The 18,461-nt window shown below is 37.7% G+C and carries 12 protein-coding genes and 1 pseudogene; 3 read left to right on the plus strand and 10 right to left on the minus strand.

The genetic code is table 11. The features are described from left to right. The 3 genes from VNZ46_RS12965 to VNZ46_RS12975 all read left to right on the plus strand — a co-directional run. Positions 1–307, plus strand: a 307-nt coding sequence (locus VNZ46_RS12965) for a TolC family protein (protein ID WP_325560529.1), incomplete at its 5' end; no start/stop codon positions are given. A 35-nt stretch (positions 308–342) separates the two neighbouring features. Continuing rightward, positions 343–1,359, plus strand: coding sequence for an HlyD family secretion protein (locus tag VNZ46_RS12970; protein ID WP_325560530.1), 1,017 nt, complete (start codon positions 343–345; stop codon positions 1,357–1,359). Continuing rightward, on the plus strand, positions 1,359–2,951 hold the full coding sequence (locus tag VNZ46_RS12975) for an MFS transporter (protein ID WP_325560531.1): 1,593 nt from the start codon (positions 1,359–1,361) through the stop codon (positions 2,949–2,951). The genes VNZ46_RS12970 and VNZ46_RS12975 overlap by 1 nt, the downstream gene beginning before the upstream one ends. Here the strand turns inward: VNZ46_RS12975 and VNZ46_RS12980 are convergent. From VNZ46_RS12980 to VNZ46_RS13025, 10 genes and pseudogenes are all read right to left on the minus strand, one after another. Next, positions 2,914–5,217, minus strand: coding sequence for a tetratricopeptide repeat-containing sensor histidine kinase (locus VNZ46_RS12980; protein ID WP_325560532.1), 2,304 nt, complete (start codon positions 5,215–5,217; stop codon positions 2,914–2,916). The genes VNZ46_RS12975 and VNZ46_RS12980 overlap by 38 nt on opposite strands. Positions 5,218–5,480: 263 nt before the next feature. Beyond that, positions 5,481–6,080 (minus strand): annotated as a pseudogene (locus VNZ46_RS12985) (FMN-dependent NADH-azoreductase). A 162-nt stretch (positions 6,081–6,242) separates the two neighbouring features. Further along, positions 6,243–7,343, minus strand: a complete 1,101-nt coding sequence (locus tag VNZ46_RS12990) for a DUF4998 domain-containing protein (protein ID WP_325560533.1) — start codon at positions 7,341–7,343, stop codon at positions 6,243–6,245. A 23-nt stretch (positions 7,344–7,366) separates the two neighbouring features. Next, on the minus strand, positions 7,367–8,542 hold the full coding sequence (locus VNZ46_RS12995) for a DUF5000 domain-containing lipoprotein (protein WP_325560534.1): 1,176 nt from the start codon (positions 8,540–8,542) through the stop codon (positions 7,367–7,369). Positions 8,543–8,563: 21 nt separating this feature from the next. After that, entirely contained in the window at positions 8,564–10,483 is a 1,920-nt protein-coding gene (locus tag VNZ46_RS13000) for a RagB/SusD family nutrient uptake outer membrane protein (protein ID WP_325560535.1), read from the minus strand. An 18-nt stretch (positions 10,484–10,501) separates the two neighbouring features. Further along, entirely contained in the window at positions 10,502–13,636 is a 3,135-nt protein-coding gene (locus VNZ46_RS13005; protein WP_325560536.1) for a TonB-dependent receptor, read from the minus strand. A gap of 477 nt (positions 13,637–14,113) precedes the next feature. Continuing rightward, the gene (locus VNZ46_RS13010) at positions 14,114–15,250 is read right to left on the minus strand and encodes a TlpA disulfide reductase family protein (RefSeq protein ID WP_325560537.1); all 1,137 of its coding nucleotides are present in this window, start codon (positions 15,248–15,250) and stop codon (positions 14,114–14,116) included. 30 nt (positions 15,251–15,280) lie between these two features. Continuing rightward, on the minus strand, positions 15,281–16,798 hold the full coding sequence (locus tag VNZ46_RS13015; protein ID WP_325560538.1) for a PKD-like family lipoprotein: 1,518 nt from the start codon (positions 16,796–16,798) through the stop codon (positions 15,281–15,283). 29 nt (positions 16,799–16,827) lie between these two features. Beyond that, a complete protein-coding gene (locus tag VNZ46_RS13020) occupies positions 16,828–17,586 on the minus strand; it encodes a DUF4843 domain-containing protein (RefSeq protein WP_325560539.1) in 759 nt (252 codons plus the stop codon). A 32-nt stretch (positions 17,587–17,618) separates the two neighbouring features. Beyond that, positions 17,619–18,461, minus strand: an 843-nt coding sequence (locus VNZ46_RS13025; protein ID WP_325560540.1) for a RagB/SusD family nutrient uptake outer membrane protein, incomplete at its 5' end; no start/stop codon positions are given.

Consider the following 18,461-nt stretch of genomic DNA (forward strand, 5'->3'; position numbering starts at 1 on the left):
ACTTAGGATGTCTGAATCGCAATTACGCATGAAATCTGTATCGGATAATACCAGAGAATACATCCAGTCTTTAGTAATCAGATATGGTCATTCTCTTCATAAGATTGATGTTATTGACAAATCAATTGAACAAGCCAGGGCAAATTATAAGATTGTTAGCACAAAATATCAGAATCAATTAGCACTGCTGACAGATTTACTCGATGCAGACAATCTCTATCAGGAAGCAAGATTTAATCTTGTTCATGCGCAAATTGAAGCAACCATAATATATTACAATATCCTGTATTCAACTGGAAAAATTTAAGCAACATGGCACCACAAAAACCAAAAATGCACCCAATGAACCTTTTTATCTATGGAGTTGCAATACTAACTCTTATTATAGGCGTCTTCTATTTGATCATATATTTTATTCATTTAAAGAATTATGAGGAGACCAGTGATGCTCAGATAGAAGCCTTTATAAACCCAATATCTGCAAGAACCGGGGGATTTATTAAAGAAGTTCGGTTTACGGAGCATCAGCATGTAAAAAAAGGAGATACGTTGATCATTTTAGATAACCAGGAGCCGAATACCAAACTCAGTGAGGCAGAAGCTGCTGTAGAAGATGCTAATGCGCAATTGATAGTATTACAGGCTAGCATTGCAGCGGCACGTACAGCAACCCTGGTAAATCAGGATCAAATCATCGGAGCAAAGTCGCGGCTATGGGAACAACAACAAAATATTAAACGTTATGAAAATCTGCTTAAAGAAGAGGCCGCTACAGGACAAGAATTTGAGCAGGTGAAATCCAAGTTTGAAGTCGCTTCAAGTGATTATCAGGCAACAAAGAATAATCTAAAAGCCAGCATATCCAGAATTAGGGAGATGGAATCACGAAGGGCTATATTGCTCGCCAATTTAAAATATAAAAAGGCTGAACTGGAATTTGCCAGGATCAATTTGATGTATACGATAGTGACCGCGCCAGGCAACGGAACTATGGGCAGAAGATCTATTATGGAGGGCCAGCAAGTACAGGCCGGACAAACTCTTGCCTCGATAGTGCAACAAAAAGAGGTTTGGGTTACTGCAAATTTTAAGGAAACCCAGGTTAACGGAATGCACTTAGGACAGAAAGTAGAAATCGTAATTGATGCTATTGACGATCAGATTTATGAAGGAAAGATAGAGGCAATAGCTGCATCTACGGGTTCAAAGTTCTCATTGTTACCAGTTGATAATTCTACAGGTAATTTTGTAAAAATAGTCCAAAGAATACCAGTAAAGGTATCATTTAAAAACCCCAACGTTTCCTTATTTAAGGCAGGAATGAACGTCAAAGTTATGGTTCGAAAAACACAAAGCTAATGGAGCAGCCAAATTATTTTAAACGCTGGATCAGAGGATCAGAATGGGCAATCAGGATTGCCTTATTTATTGTGCTGCTGTGTGCACTTGCTCAATTCGGATCCTTTGCACTTACCCAAAATTTCGTCATTGCACATTCAGGGGTCCAAACGGAAGACATCACTTTTGCATTCCAGATAACCTATGTCGCAATTATTCCTTTTATCTCTATCAATTTTCGACTGATGCAGTATTTTGAAATGAGAAGTTACCTGTTAACGGGTATCGTTCTCTGCGTCGTTCTAAGTTTCTTAAGCATGCATGCCGATGATCTGGTCTTATTTTGTCTACTTCGTTTCATGAATGGACTATCCTTGAGTATGGTTTCCGGAGGAGTACTTATCCTTATTTTCGCAAGGCTTGAAAAGGAAAAAACACAAATTATTGGGTTGTCTGTCCTCTATGGAACTGTACTTGGAAACGGGGTTTTGGTGGGGCTGGTTGCTTCAGGAATCAATACTTCGTTAGACTGGAAACACATCTATTATTACCTGATTTTGTCTATGATGATTTGTATTGGCATTGTGTTAATGATTATCCGTCGCAGATCCGGCCATAATCCGCCCCCACTAGGAAAAGTAGATAAATTGGGCTGGTATCTTTTATCATCTGCCACAGCTGCATTTGCATTTGTATGTATATATGGTCCAAAGCATGAATGGTTTGAAGACAAGTATATTATATCAGCAACTGGTTTTACGATGATAATGTCACTATTGTTCTATTTACGCCAAAAAAAAATTAGCGTTCCTTTAATTGATGTTACAGTATTAAAAAATAAAAAATTCCTTACCGGATTGATGCTTTTGGGTCTGTATTACTGCCTAAAAGACAGCATCAATTTAATCTACGCTTATGCAGGAACTGTATTAATGTGGCCTCCCAGACAAGTTATATTTCTCGGACTTTTTAACGTCTTCGGTATAGCGATTTCTATGTGGGTCTCTGCAGAGCTATTATTGAAAAGGGGAATTTCACTAAAATACTTCTTGTTGTCTGGATTTTCATTGATGCTACTGTATCATCTGATTATATATTTCATTTTAACAGTCGACCTCAATTTTACAAAACTGATCATCCCTGTGATTTTACAAGGCGCCTCATCGGGTATGTTGTTTGTACCAATCGTACTTTTCAGTTTTTCGGCTATCCCCCAGACCACCCTGGTCACAGGCATAGTTTTAGGTGCATATGCAAGATTTTTGGCTTCATTGATATCTATAATTGGACTATATGAGTTACAATTAAACCTTAATCTACATTACCGGAATAACATTTTATCTTATTTAACACCAGAAAACAGTATCTATTCGACCTTTCTAAAAGACCAGATACACAATTTAATCGACAAAGGTTATACGCCTGAAATGGCTGGAACCTTAGTATCAAGTATTGTAAACAGACGCATTCAGCTACAGGATCAGCTTCTGGGTTACAAATCAATCTTCCTTCTTTACTCTTTAATCATATCCGGGATTCTCCTGTTTGTTTTAGGTCACATCGTGATCAGAAAATTTACTCAGAAACGATCTGCGTTGGAAACACGATCCTAATAATTACACCGTTGTTATTCTCTACCTTAAACTGCCCTCCCAATTGTTCAGTCAGCCCCTGCATCAAGCCCATCCCCATTGTATTACTAAAATAAGGATCATAATCTGAGTCAAATCCTATACCATTATCCTGAATGGACAAATGATAAAAATCATTAAAACAGTTTAAAGTCACTTGGACTTTACCCTTATTGTATGTTGGAAACGCATATTTAATTGCATTAGTAACAGCTTCATTGATGATTAGCCCCAATGGGATTGCCTGCCCCACCTTCATATTCAGTTGCTCTATATTAGTCGATATCAAAATGTTCCGGCGCGTAGCATTCATTGAATCCCCCATATAACAAATCAAATCGTTGATATAGCCGCTTATCTCAAGAATATCCATTTGTTCTGCCTGGCAAAGTTTTTCGTGAATTAGATTGATTGAGTATATCCGCTGTTGACTTTCTTTTATCGCTTTTATTGCATTAAGGTCTGTTAAGTGAACAGACTGTGAGTAAAGCAGTCCGATAACCACCGAAAGATTATTCTTGACTCTATGATGTATTTCTTTCAATAGCCATTCTTTCTCTTTAAGCAAATTTCCCTTTTCCAATAATAACCCTTCTTTTTCAACTACCAACTGTGTTAATTTATAATTTTTTTGATTTATAAGGTCCTGCTGTTTTTTGAGCTTTATGTTGCTCCGTTTCTTTAAAGTGTATGCATAAAATAGAATTATAGTTAATAACAAAATAATTATTGCCCCACCAAGAACCTGCCTTTTAATAAGATTTGCTTTACGCAGTTCATTCTGCCTAATCCTAGCTTGCTTTTCCAGCAAAAGAATATCTTGCTCTTTCTTTGCAGTTTGATATTGTACCTGCAATTCTTCGATCTGTTTGCTTTTCTTTTCCGAAAAAAGAGAATCACTAATGCTTCTGTTAATTTGATAGTGTTTAATTGCTAAAAGAAAATTTCCGGCAGCTGAATCAACTTTAAAGAGAAGGAGATGTGCCTTCTTAATTTTAATCACATCTTTTATAGTTTCCTTATTAAAGAATCTATCGATGTATTTTCTCGCCAAATCATACTTTTTCCAGGAAATATACAATTCAGACAGAAGAATGTAAATGTCTTCCAAATCATTCCTTCTTCCATTGTGCAAAGCATATCCTATTGCCTTTTTATAAGAGGTTTCTGCCATTTTATACTGCCTCTTCCCCGCATAACAATCTCCTAAAGCAACTGAGAAATATTGTTTAGCAAAAGCTGTATTAGGAAATAATTTTCTATTTGTTTTCAATAAAAAGTCCAACGCTACAGACGGTTTATTTTGCCGCAAATAATCACGAACAATTTGGGTAAGAAGTGAATAACAATAAAACTGCTGATGTATATTTGGATTGAGTATCTTTTCCATAATTTGCAAAGCCAGACTATTATAGCTTAGACTTTGGGTTAATTGTCCAAGCTCCGAATTCCACCTCCCTAATCTGGCATTTATCCTGCTTTCAGAAAACATATCTTTTGAATTCTGAACAGATTTAAGAGCTTCCAGGTCTAGGCTAATAGCGTTTTGATAATTACCTTTTCTCCCCTGTACTATGGCAAGCTGATCATATGTAGTAAAAAGTGTCTTATCTCCAATTGACTTTTGCAATTCCAAAAGTTCTCTGAGATGTATTTCTGCAATATCAAGATCACCTCTTTCTACTTCATCTCTGGTTATGCACTGAGAAACTGTTATTTGCATGCTTATATTTCCAAGCTCCTTATATAAGGATAAACTTTTTTTATATCTGTTTTCTTTTTCAGTATATAAAGTATCCAAAAAAGGTGTCCTCTCCGCAAAATTGTACCATTCCTCTGCCTCCATTTGTTTGTTGTTGATCGATTTTGAATGGTTAATCGCGGTCATAAAATATTTAGACGCAATGGGGATATTGTCACATCTAAAATAATATTCACCCAACATGGTCAAGCTTTGATGCTCAAATGTCAACATCCGGAGGGAATGGCTTAGTTTTAGAGCCATTGTTAAATAGATCAACGCACTGTCTACTTTCTTCTTATTTGCATAATTCCACTCAGAATCATAATATTTTTTACTAAGTTCTAAAAGTATTCTAAGTCTGTTGGAAGCAATGGTAGTCTTTTTTAGATCTTGTAATAGCTCTGATTTTGAGTTTTGTGCTCCGGAAAGGTGACTTATAAACAGTAATCCTACCAATGGGATACAAGTCTTTAACATTTCACGAAATGCAGAAAAACGTAGCATAGATTTATATTTTGGTCTTTTTATTTACCCCCTCTCCAACCAGATTTGCTAAAGTTGCTACTTAAAAACATTTCCTCACTGTAATGAATGAAATATCTTTTAATCGATTGAGTATTGGCTAAAATTATTGCTGCATGCCTTTTAAAGAACCTGTTAAAAGTCTTTTCTGAACTTGGACAATAAGCAATTTCATGCTTAAATATTATGAAAAATTCTCACAAGAGGAAACCAAATTTCGTTTCCTCTGTTTAAAGTATTCATAATTACACAACAATACTATCTATTCCCTTTTCAAGGGCACTATCTCTCAATTCTGGCAAGGCAAATCCCTCTGCCCTGACAATAGTTACATCTGAAATGCCAATAAATCCAAGCATTGTTTTCACATATGGAGTTACAAAGTCAAATGGAAGATAATCACCAGAACTATAAATACCGCCCGTCGTCACAGCGACATATGCTTTTTTTCCTTTTACTAATCCTTCGGGACCATTTTCAGTATACTTAAAGGTAATACCTGCCCGGGCGATATGATCGAATCAAGATTTTAACACAGACGAAACACCAAAATTATACATAGGTGCCCCAATGACTATAATATCCGCGTCGAATATTTCTTTAATAGCCTGATTTGAATGGATTATTGCTTTTCTATTTTCATCGTTATGCTTTTCCAATGGGGTAAAAAAAGCATTTAGGTGCGCCTCTTCCAGGTGTGGAAATGGAGATGAGAGAAGATCTTTAACTTCAACCACTGCTCCAGGGTCTTTTTCTTTCAGCTTATCGATAATAGCATTTGCCAATTTGATGCTATTAGAAGCTTCTCCTCTTGGACTTGATAATATATTTAAAATCTTTGCCATTTTTTCTTTAGTTATTGACTGTATTTTGTATTACTAAAGTAGAAAAGGACCTAAATTTACTGCTTGACATTTATCACAAAAATGGATTGATATTTGTCATCTGAGATAACACAAGATGCCGAATTAATGTTCAATCCGGCATCTTGTGTTTACAAACATTTCTTATTTTGTGTATACCCTAACTTCGCCCATAACCATATAAGACTGCGGTCCGGAAATGCCTACAACTTTAAAATATCTGGCATTTTTAAGTACTGGCATATTAAATACCTGTTCGTCATTAATCTGCCTGTTAAAATTAAATACACCTTGGTCTACCCAATTCACATTGTCTGCGCTAGTTAAAAACTGAACCCTATCTGGCGCCCTGTCGTCATCTTTCATTCTCCATAGCCCTATTTTATTGATTATTCTTTGCGCTCCCATATCTATGTTGCAAAAATGCGGATAATGTGAATTCCACGCATCTGTATGCCATCTTGTTGCTGGATCTCCATCTATAAAATTGATCACCTTGTTTTCATCGCCCGGATGCTGGGTAGAAAAATCGATGATCTTCCATTCTTTTTTATCCAGGAAAAAAGTTTCATTTGTTTTATAAGGCGTATAAAACAAATCTATCGCAGTAGAATCGGGTCTGTAAACTGTTCTATATCTGAATGGGGTGCCTACTTTATAATCCTGAAGATCGGTATTAGGTGATGTGGTTGGAAAACGCTTTACTTTCAGCGCTCCCTGGGTATTGGTGTATTCAATTTCTGTGGCAACAGCTCCACCTGCTATGTCTGCAGTTTCCCAGGTAACGGATAATTCATTGGCTACATTTAATAGAGATTCTTTTAAAGGGCGGTCTAATAATCTGCTTTGATAGGTTTCACCATACACTGCACCGGGAACCTCCACAGGTACAGAGACGTTTCCTTTATTGTCATAAGTTTTTATGACGAAAGAATAAAAATTTTCTGGCAAATTAGTAAAAAGGTAACTTATACTGTCCTTATCTTTTGGTGTGGGTACTTCGACAGAATCTTTATAATTATTCCAAAAAATTCTTGCCTTAATAGCATTAGGATCTACGCCATTGGGCCAGACAATTCTTCCTCTTTGATTTCCAGACTGGAATTTTGGATTATTCGCCTTTCCTGGATAATACTTACCGCCATTAACAATAAATTGTTTATAAGTACTATCCATTTTCTTACATGCATTTATACTCGAAAAGCATATAATAACAAGTAATAAATAATATATTTTAGTTTTCATTTGATTTAATATTAATGAACCTATTATAATTTGCCCCAGAAACTGAGTTCTGAAATTGTGATCTGCCCCCCACCACCGTAGGTTTCAAGGGTTTTAAAACGGATGAATCTATACGCTTCGGTCATATCCTCAAACTCAAAATCTTCCCCTTGTGTAAATCCGTAGTTGATATCTTCAGCTGTCACTTTACCCATAGGAAGTCCTGAAGGTTTATAAGATTTAAAGCTGCCAAGAAGTTTCCAATTTCCAAACGAACCATCAGAATTAGGGTTATTTGAACCGTATATTTCAAAAGCCTTTACGTTGGAGCCAGTGTATGTATAATCCGGTGCTCTTTGATGCATTTTCATGCGGCTAAAAATCACTTTTCTACCTAAATCAACTGTAAACCATTGTGGTAGTACGGTACCATGTCTAGAGGCAAAAATTCCCTGATCTACAAGTCCATCCCACATTCTTTCCATTGGATATTGCCCTTCTACAGGTTCATACTCATCAGTGGGAAGTTTTACTGCTGTAAAAGGTTTTGGCACCTTCTGTTCAAATAATGGAACTAAGGATTTTACTAATGCAGGCGATTTGTTATTCCACCTATCTCTTAGGTATACCGAAAATTTCTTTTCAGTAGAACTGAGTCCTCTGGCAGAAAAAATACCCGCAGGTGTTTTGGTATAAAATGTCTGGATTGGTAATAAAACTCCATTGCCTACAGTATCGGCCTCCAGAACGATGGCCATATTTGCTTCCAGTTTGTTCTTAAACCGAATTTTCACTCCACCAAACCCAGCCTCTATACTTAAATCGTCAAAAGCGACGAGAACAGGTGGGGTTAAAGGCGTTATTTTAACATCTAAGGGTTCAGATGCCTTTTCATTTTTACCAACACTATATAATTTAACATTGTATTCTCTCGTGTCTCCAAATCCCTCCAATTTGAGTGTATCTGTATAAAAGGAGGACTTCCCCTCTCGAAAAACACCTGGCTGTATTTCATAAACAGCTTTTACATACGACAGGTTGGGATCAGAAGGGATTTTATAAGTCAGTATAGCTCCGCCAGCTGTACTTTGTGATTTAACACTACTAACCTGTGCGGGCGCGGGTGCATTAGGGTCAATATGATCTAATCTGTCATCTCTTTTACATTGCTGTAAGAGAATCAAAATTGCTATTCCAGTGATATATATTACTTTTTTCATCTTATTTTCTCTTTTTATGGTTTACCAGCCAATGTTTTGAACAAGATTCCGATTAACCAATATGTCACCATCTTTTATTGGCCAGAAATAATCTTTAAGTCCAAAACTTTGGTCAAACAGTACTTTTCTTCTATAGTAAAAATCTGGATTGGCTTGTTCAATATCCCAGCCTTGAACTGGCTTTCGAAATTGCGGTATAGCTTCTTTCCATCTTCTCAGGTCCCAAAACCGTGATCCTTCAAAAGCCATTTCAATAAGTTCTTCCTGATGTATGATTTCCCTCATCCCTGTTAATGTGCTATATTTTGTTGGGTTATTGGAATAATTATCCCAGGATACCTGTACCGATTTTAAACCTGCCCGCTCTCGTACCAAATTAATGTACTGATGGACTTCGGCCGTTGGCCCTGCTATTTCATTTAAGGATTCTGCATACATCAGATATAGTTGGGCCAATCTTATAAGGGGCCATGGATATTCATTAACAGTATAGTCGGAAACTCCGGCTCCTTGCACGTTTTGGTAATGGACATATTTTTTCACAAAGTACCCTGTGGGCGAGCCATAATCGGGTTGAGTCTTACCATCTGGCTGTCCTTTTCTGGATGAAACATAGTAAAGGCTAGAAGGATTAGTGTCGTCATATGAGCCTTGGCCATACCAAACACCCCCATCAAATCCGAGATTCGCATAAAACCGGGGTTCTCTATCAAAATTAATTGCTGAGGTGGTATAATCTTTTCTAATATATCTCTGCTCTGCAACAGTGGCTGTACGTAACGTAAGTTTGTCCTTATTCCAGGTTTTATCTTCAGTAATAGGCACCCCTTTATCTGAATAGAACATCTCTGCTATCTTAATTGGGGGAGCTAATTCAGACATGATCCTTGGATTATCAATGTACCTGAAGTCTACATTCACTGCTGCAACTTTTTGGGTCAGATTAGAAATGCTTTGAGAGTTTGCCCATATAACCTCACTGTTCCATTTTTCTGCAAATGCATTTCTTATACTCATGGTAGTTTTTGTAGAATCCGTGAGTTTATATGGGGAGACAGCTGGATTAAACACATAAAGTTTATTTCCCGCCTGATGGCAAATATCAATTGCTTTTTTACAGGCTACGGCAGCTGAATCCCATTTTACTGTAGATACAGCGGAACTGAACAATGATTTTCCATCTTTGTTTTTTAAGGACCCCATATCTGAGTTTCCATTAAATAGTGGACTAGCTGCAGTCACCAGAACCTTAGCTTTCAATGCATAAGCTATCGGTTTGGTGATACGGCCCAACATTTTAGTTGGATCACCAACGATTAATGGCAAATCATCTTTCGCCTCGTTAAGTAGCTGGACTATATAAGCAAAACAATCATCAACAGGGTCTCTGGAAACTTTGACTTTATCTATAGAGACATCTATAGGCAAATTCTCTTTTATAATTGGAACTGGCCCATACATTCTCACCAGGTAGAAATGATAATATGCCTTTAGAAATTTTACTTCAGCTATCCACTGTGCTCTTTCCTGAGCGGTAAGATCAGGGACTTTCCCAACATTTTCAAGGAAGATATTACAATCCCTGATACCCCGGTAAAGGTCGCCCCAATAATACCCCGCGATGGGATCAATGGTGGCCTGGGTTCCTCTTGCAAGGTTAAAAATGTAATGGTTAAATTCTGGTCTTGGTGGATTATAGATAGCCCACATCTCATCTCCGCCCAGTATAGCAGGGTCAGAGCCCAGATTACCATCCTTTGGCATATAAGAATAACAGGTATATAAATATTTTTCTGCTTCCGAACGCATAGTAAATGCATTATCCAGAGTTGGTATGTTGTCCGGAATAATATCCAGGTATTTTTTGCATGAACTTGCAATGGTCAACGACACGAGGAGTACCATTTTCAGGATCAAACTTCCTTTTTTTATAGGTTGCATAATTGAAAGTTTAAGTGATTAATTAAAAGTTAGGTTCAGACCTACGTTAAATACTTTTTGTATGGGGTAGCCAAGGCCATTTCCAGCCATTTCCGCATCCCACATTTTAAACTTGCTGAACAAAAGCAAATTAGAACCACTTACATATACCCTAAAACTGGATGCTTTAATCCTTTCAACCAGTCTTTTTGAAAATGTATAGCCGAGTTCAACCTGTTTAAGCCGTAAGAAAGATGCGTCACGCATGAACCAGGTACTCTGATTATTGTTGTTGGCATTTAATGTTGGACTAAGTCTTGGCCAAATGGCATAAATGTTCCTGTTTTCTTCAGACCAATGACTGTCTGCATATGCCTTTAACAATTGAGTTTGATTGTTGAATGGTGAAGTTGCACCCTGATCGATCCAGAAAGATTGATTAGATGAGCCCTGAACAAATGCCGAAATATCAAATCGTTTATAACTCAGTGAGAAACCAAATCCATAAATGACCTCAGGAACTGTAGGGTTTCCAATCGGAACTTTATCTGCCTCATTAATTTTACCATCACCATTAACATCAAGATACTTTATATCACCTCCGCCATAATCGCCCACAAATTCCTGTTTTGGAGAGTTACGGGCATCCTGATCATCTATAAAAAGCCTCTCAGCGATATAACCATATTCCTGATTAATAGATTGACCAATTCTGGATCTGTATGATTCAGCATACTGTGGTTCTTCAAAAGCAACATACTTGCTCTTGGCATAAGTGAAGTTTCCTCTTACTGAAAGCCAGAGATCTTTATTCCAGGCATGTTGCATATCTATTGACAGGTCTATGCCTTGCCCACTTGCTTTACCCAAATTAGCTTTGGTATCCGCGGATAGTCCCATAGTTGAAGGGATGGCAGCACGGCTCATTAAGATTTTATCGCGTTTCTCTGTATAATATTCTGCAATAATATTGGCCTTTCCGAACAAGCTGATTTCCATGGCCATATTTTGCTTTTTGGCAACTTCCCAACTGATATCTTCATTTGCATATCGGTTAATTAGTACACCATTTTTATATTCATTTAGTTCTTTTCCAAATCTTGCCCCGCGTGTACCATTGTTCATATCTACATTAGAAAGATAAAAAAAACGGTCACTCACATCTCCAATCTGGTCATTTCCTACTAAACCATAAGTATAACGGAAACGCAGGTTAGACACTACCTTCTTTAATGGCTCAAAAAACTTCTCATTAGACACACTCCAGGCTACACCAGCAGAAGGGAAAAAGCCAAACCTATGAGCCTCTGCAAATCTTTCCGATCCGTTATAACCAAAATTGAATTCGGCAAAATATTTTCTGTCATAAGAATAAGTAGCCCTGCCCGATATGCCCATATTTCTAAATGGCAGAGATTTCTGCAAGTCACCGGCGTTAGCGCTTAAACTTCCGCGGGTAAGATAAACCAATAATCCACTCACCGCATTCTTTTTACCAAAGGTTCTGTTATAATTTAGCATAGACTGTGTGTCAAATGTGGCCATCAGATTATTTTGCCCTTGTTCAAACCCCAGATATTCTTTTCCATTATCATTAATTTGCGAAATCTGGTACTGATCCGTTTGGCTGTCGTAGCCTGCGAGTTGATAATAAAAAGGATCGTAACCTCTTCTGTAGCTGAAGGATGATGTTCTGGTTAAATTGATCATTGAACGAATGGACAGTCCTTTTAAAATACCATCCAGTCCTTGTTTAATTTCAATTGCAGCAAGCATTTGAGATCTCGATTCAGATTTATACCCCCGAACCAGATCGGCATAAGGATTTAAATAACCAGCATCCTTGCCATAGTTTCCAAACATAATGTGCTTAACAAACTGATGTTGTGCATCGACAGGATAATAAGCGGGAAAGAGTACAGGGTTGGAACGGACAACTCTTCTGTACATTTCCTCTCCGCCCTCTAACGGACCATTATAATCATCAAAGTTGCCGCTTAACCTTACAATCAGTTCGGTAGACTTAGTCAGATCAATATTAACATTCGACCTTAAAGTGTAGCTTTTAAGATCAATGTTGTTGTTGAAATTATTTTTATTATCAACTTTTAAAATACCATTATCTTTGTTAAACGCACCTGAAACGAAGTATCTCGCTACAGTTCCACCACCGCTGGCACTTAAATTATAGCGTTGATTGAGTGCATAATCTTTAAAAAGCATTTTTCTCCAGTCATTGGCCGGGTAGACTAATGGATTTTTACCTGCGGCTGTATTTACAATTTTTTCTTCCGAATATGGCAAAGGCATTAGTGGATCTCTTGTCGCTACGGCTTCATTGGACAATTTCATATAGGTAACCGGATCAGCAAATTCTACATTACTGGTTGGGGTAGATGCAGAATTTTCGGCCCGAAATGAAATCTTTGCCTTACCTGCCTGACCTTGTTTTGTGGTAACCAGGATAACTCCATTTGCCCCCCTCGCTCCATATAAAGCAGTAGCTGTTGCATCCTTCATGATGGAGAATGTTGCAATGTCATCTGGCTGCAACCTGGCAAGATCTGTCGTACTAAGTTCTATACCATCGATCAAGATAAGGGGTCTGGTATTATTACCAAATGTAGTGATCCCCCTTATAAAGAAGTCCGCATTATCTCGACCAGGCTCCCCACTCCTCTGATAGGCAATCATCCCGGCTACTCTTCCCGCTAAAGAGGCTGTGAGGTTACTGGATGGTATTTTCAGATCACCGGGTTTAACGGTTGTAATAGAACCAATAACGCTTTCCTTTTTTTGTACGCCAAAGGCTACGACCGATACTTCATCGAGTGCATTTTTAGGATCTGGGAGGAGTTTAACATCGAGTGTTTTCTTCTCTCCAATTACTATTTTTTGACTAATGTAACCTATAAATGAAAAGACGAGTACATCTGATGTATTATTGATCTGGATGGTATATTTTCCCTCAGAATTGGTAACTGCTCCTCTTTCCGTTCCCTGTATCTTAATTGTTACCCCTGGCAAAGCTCCCCCGGATTCGTCGAAAACAGTACCAATAACGACCCTTTGCTGGTATTTTTCATTAAAACTCTTCATTTTCTTACCTTCTGCAGCTGCATATCCAGCAGCACCCAGGACTAGAAAAGCGAAGAGTATGAGCATTTTTTTCATACTTTTACTTTAATTGAAATGTGAATAGTCTACAGTTTCAGAATCCCTGGTTCCTCCCGTGTTTTCTGTACTGTGTAAAAATCATTTGCATTTTGATATTGTCTTTGATTATTCCCCTTACTCCAAATAAGGGGAACCGATCAAAGACATTATAAGTAATGGATTAATTCATATACTTCCCCCTTTCTCTTTTATTAATAAAGATTCTAATAGATTTTAATGGTTGAATAATACAGTGCGGATACGCCATATTTACTAAGCCTAATTCACTGGCTTACAGCAGTTGAAAAGTGATATATTTGGTTGGTTAAACAATGATAATCTAAACTATTTATTTTGGCAACCTGCTCTGTCCTGCTTCAATTTTAATTAGATAAAAAAAGCATGGACAGTAAATTCCGCCATGCTTTTTTTCATCTTTATCCTGTAACTTCTTTACCTATTCCATCACTAAAAACCATTTAGTATCCTTTCTCCTCATTTCATACTTTTGTCTATTGCAGGTCCAACCTTTTTTCCATAAATTTCTTCTAGTTTCCGTTCGATTTCGCCACCTCCTTTTGGGTCTGCTCCAAGCTCTTTTAAAATGATCTTTCCATCAGGGCCAATTAAAAACAAATTCGGGATAGCTGAAACCGCAAAACTGCCTTTTGCTATTTGTTTTGTATCCAAACCCTGGGGCCATGGCAACTTTTCTTCTTCCGCAGCACGTAACCAATCGGCTTTCTTCTGGTCAACGGAGATACTGAACATCTCCAGCCCATTTTTATGAAAAGCCTCATATACTTGTCTCATTCTTGGAAAAGATGCACGGCAAGGATGGCACCAGCTCGCCCAAAAATCTATAAGTACATATTTCCCCTTAAACTGAGAAAAGGATACTGGCTTGCCGGCCAGATCAACCAATGTAAAATCTGTAACTTTACTTCCCAGTGCCGAATTTTTAGCCCCTTGTATCATAGCAAAAAACTCCTTTCCCTTCTCAGTTTCCCTAGCTTTTTTAGTCATTTTTGCATAAAGCTCTTCCTGCAGTTGAAGCGGATACCTTGGCCCTTCATTAGCAAGAATGTATGCTGTAGCATAGGCATCCGGATAGATCGAAGCCTGGTCTTTTAGCAAGGATTGCATCCCGTCTTTATATAGTCGATCTCTGTCTAACAAACAATTATTATAATTTACATCACCTTTTTGTGGATAGGCTGTGCCGTATTTTTTTACGAGTGCCTGATCCATCCCCAAGATCATCTGGTGAATCTTGTTTGCAAATTCATTATATAAAACTGGGCTTTCCATTCCGGTAAAGGTTACCAGTTTGGTCTTTATATCCATAAACACGTTGATATCACCTGGTTGGTCAAATATAATAGAAACCGGTCTGTAGCCGGGTTCAAACTGTGCATTCATGACCAGAAATTGAGCGCCTTTAAATGGAATTTCTAATTTGAATTTACCATCTCGTATTGTAGCGGTGTCTTTATAAGCATTCAGATCGGTAATGTAAATTTTGTCTTTGCCATTTAAATCCCCTTTCACAGTTCCGGTTATAGTTACTTTTTGTGCAAACACAATAGTAGAAGCTAGTAAACATACCAGCAATAATTTTAATGATTTCATATAATTCAATTTATGTGATGTATTTTCAGATTATCTGCGTTCTCTATAAGAAATGTCTACAATTTTTCCAAAACCAGAATAACTTTCAGCCAGTGTAAGCGGCCCATTAACAGGTGTAACATTAAAAATTTCCAGTTTCCCATTGGTTCCGGAAGGTTTTGACGGATCATAGCTACCCACAACCAATTTATTGTTATAAGCTGCAGTTACAGCAGTATTAGGATACACAAAAGTTTGAAAACGCAATAGTGAAATCTTTTCAGCTCCCTTATCCACCATCAGGATACTTTTCTTTAAGAACATATCATATTCATATAGTTTTCCGCCAACGTTATAAAAGATGTAACCTAAATCTGGACTCACAGCGAAATGCTCTGCCGAACCAATCTCTGCAGCTGTCATTATATCCCAGTAGTTTTGCTGAAAACTTAATCCAAAGGCTGCCAGGCTAATCCTTGCCAGATAAAAATTAGCACCCCCAGGATCCTTAAGAATAGCAAAAACATCTCCATTTGCAAAGGATCCATTGTAGGTTGTACTCGCCATATACACCATGTCTTTTCCTGTTGTATAATTAAATAATGTTCCGGTAGGCATTTCGGAGCAAGATGCTGCAAGATTCTGATGATTAACAAACTTACGGTGCGTAGCATCATATAGAATACTTGGACCATAAATTGCAAAGTCTCCTTGTATTACACTGGCAATAAATGGTGCTGCCTTAAACTCTGCAGTTGAACCTGTCATAACATTAATAGGTACACTGTAGCGGTACCCATAATCATTACGGTAATAATAGACTGCTCCATCCTTGTACATGTAAGCCGCAGATTGGTTGCCCTTAGGCTGTACAAAATCAGCCAGAAAATTATCCGGTATTGATGGAATTAACGTCTCATAAGAGATATACATTTGTGGGGTCCAGGCAAATGTTTCGGGATCAATCTTAGTCGTTCCTGTTCCTTTCGAAGAAACATAAATGCCGTAATTACTCACATTGTATGGAAAGCAGGAAATATTGACTGGTGCACCTTTTAATTTTAAGGCAGAGCCAGTAAGTCCCAGGACATCATATATTGCGGTATAAGACTTATCTTTTAAAGAAATCATATCCAAACGTGCTGTACCATCTATGTCGTTCAATACCATCCAGCCCTGATAAATAGGGGTTACAATAGAAATACTAAACATGGTGCTCCATTGAACGCCTGTTTGGGTATCTGTTACCTTGTAGTATACGCTATTGTGGACTCCGGGAGGTAGGTTAATACTTGTATTCAGGTTTCGGGTAGATGCAATGCTGATTTTTGTACCTTCAGCTGCAAACCACTCATAGACATAACGTTTTGCATCTGCTCCATTGTCCTGGGTAAATTTAAGATCTGGGGTGATTACAAGCGGTTGACCTAAAGACACCGTATAACTCGGATTGATACCCCCAATTTTAACCTCATTAATCTGTTTTATATCTCCTGTTAGATTATCCTTTTTACAGGAAACCAACATTACAATGATGCAAACAGTTAAAAAACATATCCTTTTTAACATCGTATTTTAGTTTAAGTTGTTTTCAATTCTCATTTTTGTGCCCCGGTTCCCATGACCATTTCATTTCCATTGGCCTCATAAACAGTTTTACCAGCAGCTTTTTGACTATTCAGATAGCGTTGCATAGCAATTCCATAATTTTGTACTTCCGCTGCGGTTACATTGGAAAAAGCTGGTCCGCTAAATTTCACAGGGTCTATATTCAACACCTGTAACATCAGATAAAATTTCTCCGCACTGAAATCTCCCAGGTAATAGGGATACCAACTTAAAGGCATTTGTAAAATATCACTGGAATAAAGCCTAAACTTAGTTGGGCTTATTGTTTTTCCTGTTGCCGATATACTATTTTGTATATTGGTTACAAAATTCTGATTGGCTTCCAATTGGAAGAACAGTGAAACACTATTCACCTTTAAATCTGCAGAACGGTGCAATAAGATTCGGATAGAATCCGTCAGTTTACCTGCGGGGATTTTAAAATCTTTTTGCAAGAAGTCATAATTCAAGCCTTCTTTTGCAGTAGAGTTTGAAGCAATCCTTACGGTATACGGTCTGTCTGTATTTACAACATTGCCAGTGGCACGTACAGGAATCTTAACCAGCGAATCCTGTAGATTTTTAGTAAGCGTAAATGAAACCGCGAGACTATCTAATCCCCAGTTCTGAATAGGATCTGTGGAAGTTGAAAAGTAAATATTTGCTGGTCCGCTATAAAGCGCAATTTCCTTCTTTTTACATGATAAAAAGAACAGGCTCACCAAAACATAAAGTAGTATCTTTTTCATAATGATATCATTTAATTTCTTAATCACTAATTTCAATTTCCTCCGCCGCTCTCAGATTGTGGAATCGGAACTACATATTGCGATGCCCCAAGGTTAATGTTACCAGATCCTGACGATCCATTTCCTATAGTTGTTAATGCCCGTCTCTTATAGTAGAAAAACAATTGCCCCTCGCCATAGAATTCCCTCACATATTCTTTCTGAATTTCAGTCTGCAGGTTTGCAGTTGCTGGCAAATCCGTTAATCCCCTATTATGTAAAACTGTATTGAGATACTGAAGTGCTTTTACAGGATCGGTCTGTGTTTCAGCAGCGATATAATACATTTCAGAAAGACGAATGAGCGGTTGAAAAAAGCGTCTGTAATCGTTCGGATCTGTAATTACATCTTCAAATTTAAAAAAGGTAAGGCTACTGCTGCCATTTGGCGGCACTCTAAACCATGAAATATACCTGTAGTCGTTTTGCGCGAAAGCATTTCCCAAACGGATTGGCTGAGGAGCAAGAATATTTGTCTGTGTTAAATCATACCTAAATAAGGTATTAAACTGGTTATAGATATCTCGATTCTGAACGCCAAATATCACTTCCGGAGAAAACTTTCTGTCCGTAAATGCTGCTGTAATAGCTAAGCCGTTATTTGTCCATGGAAACCACTTTCCTGCCTCGTTGATAACCTGAACGGCAAGGGTCTGTGCAACATCCTTATTCCCTGCGTAGAGATTTACTCTTGCCTGCAAGGCTTTAACAGCATAATAATTCATGTGTGTATTACGGTAACGGTAAAAGATATCGCTGTTATTCAGAGGAGCAGAAGCCAATGTCCCATTGGTAATAATTGGATCATTAACCAACATTTGGCTTGCTGTGTCTAG

The organism is Pedobacter sp. (genome assembly GCF_035566355.1).
In the GTDB taxonomy this organism is placed as follows: domain Bacteria; phylum Bacteroidota; class Bacteroidia; order Sphingobacteriales; family Sphingobacteriaceae; genus Pedobacter.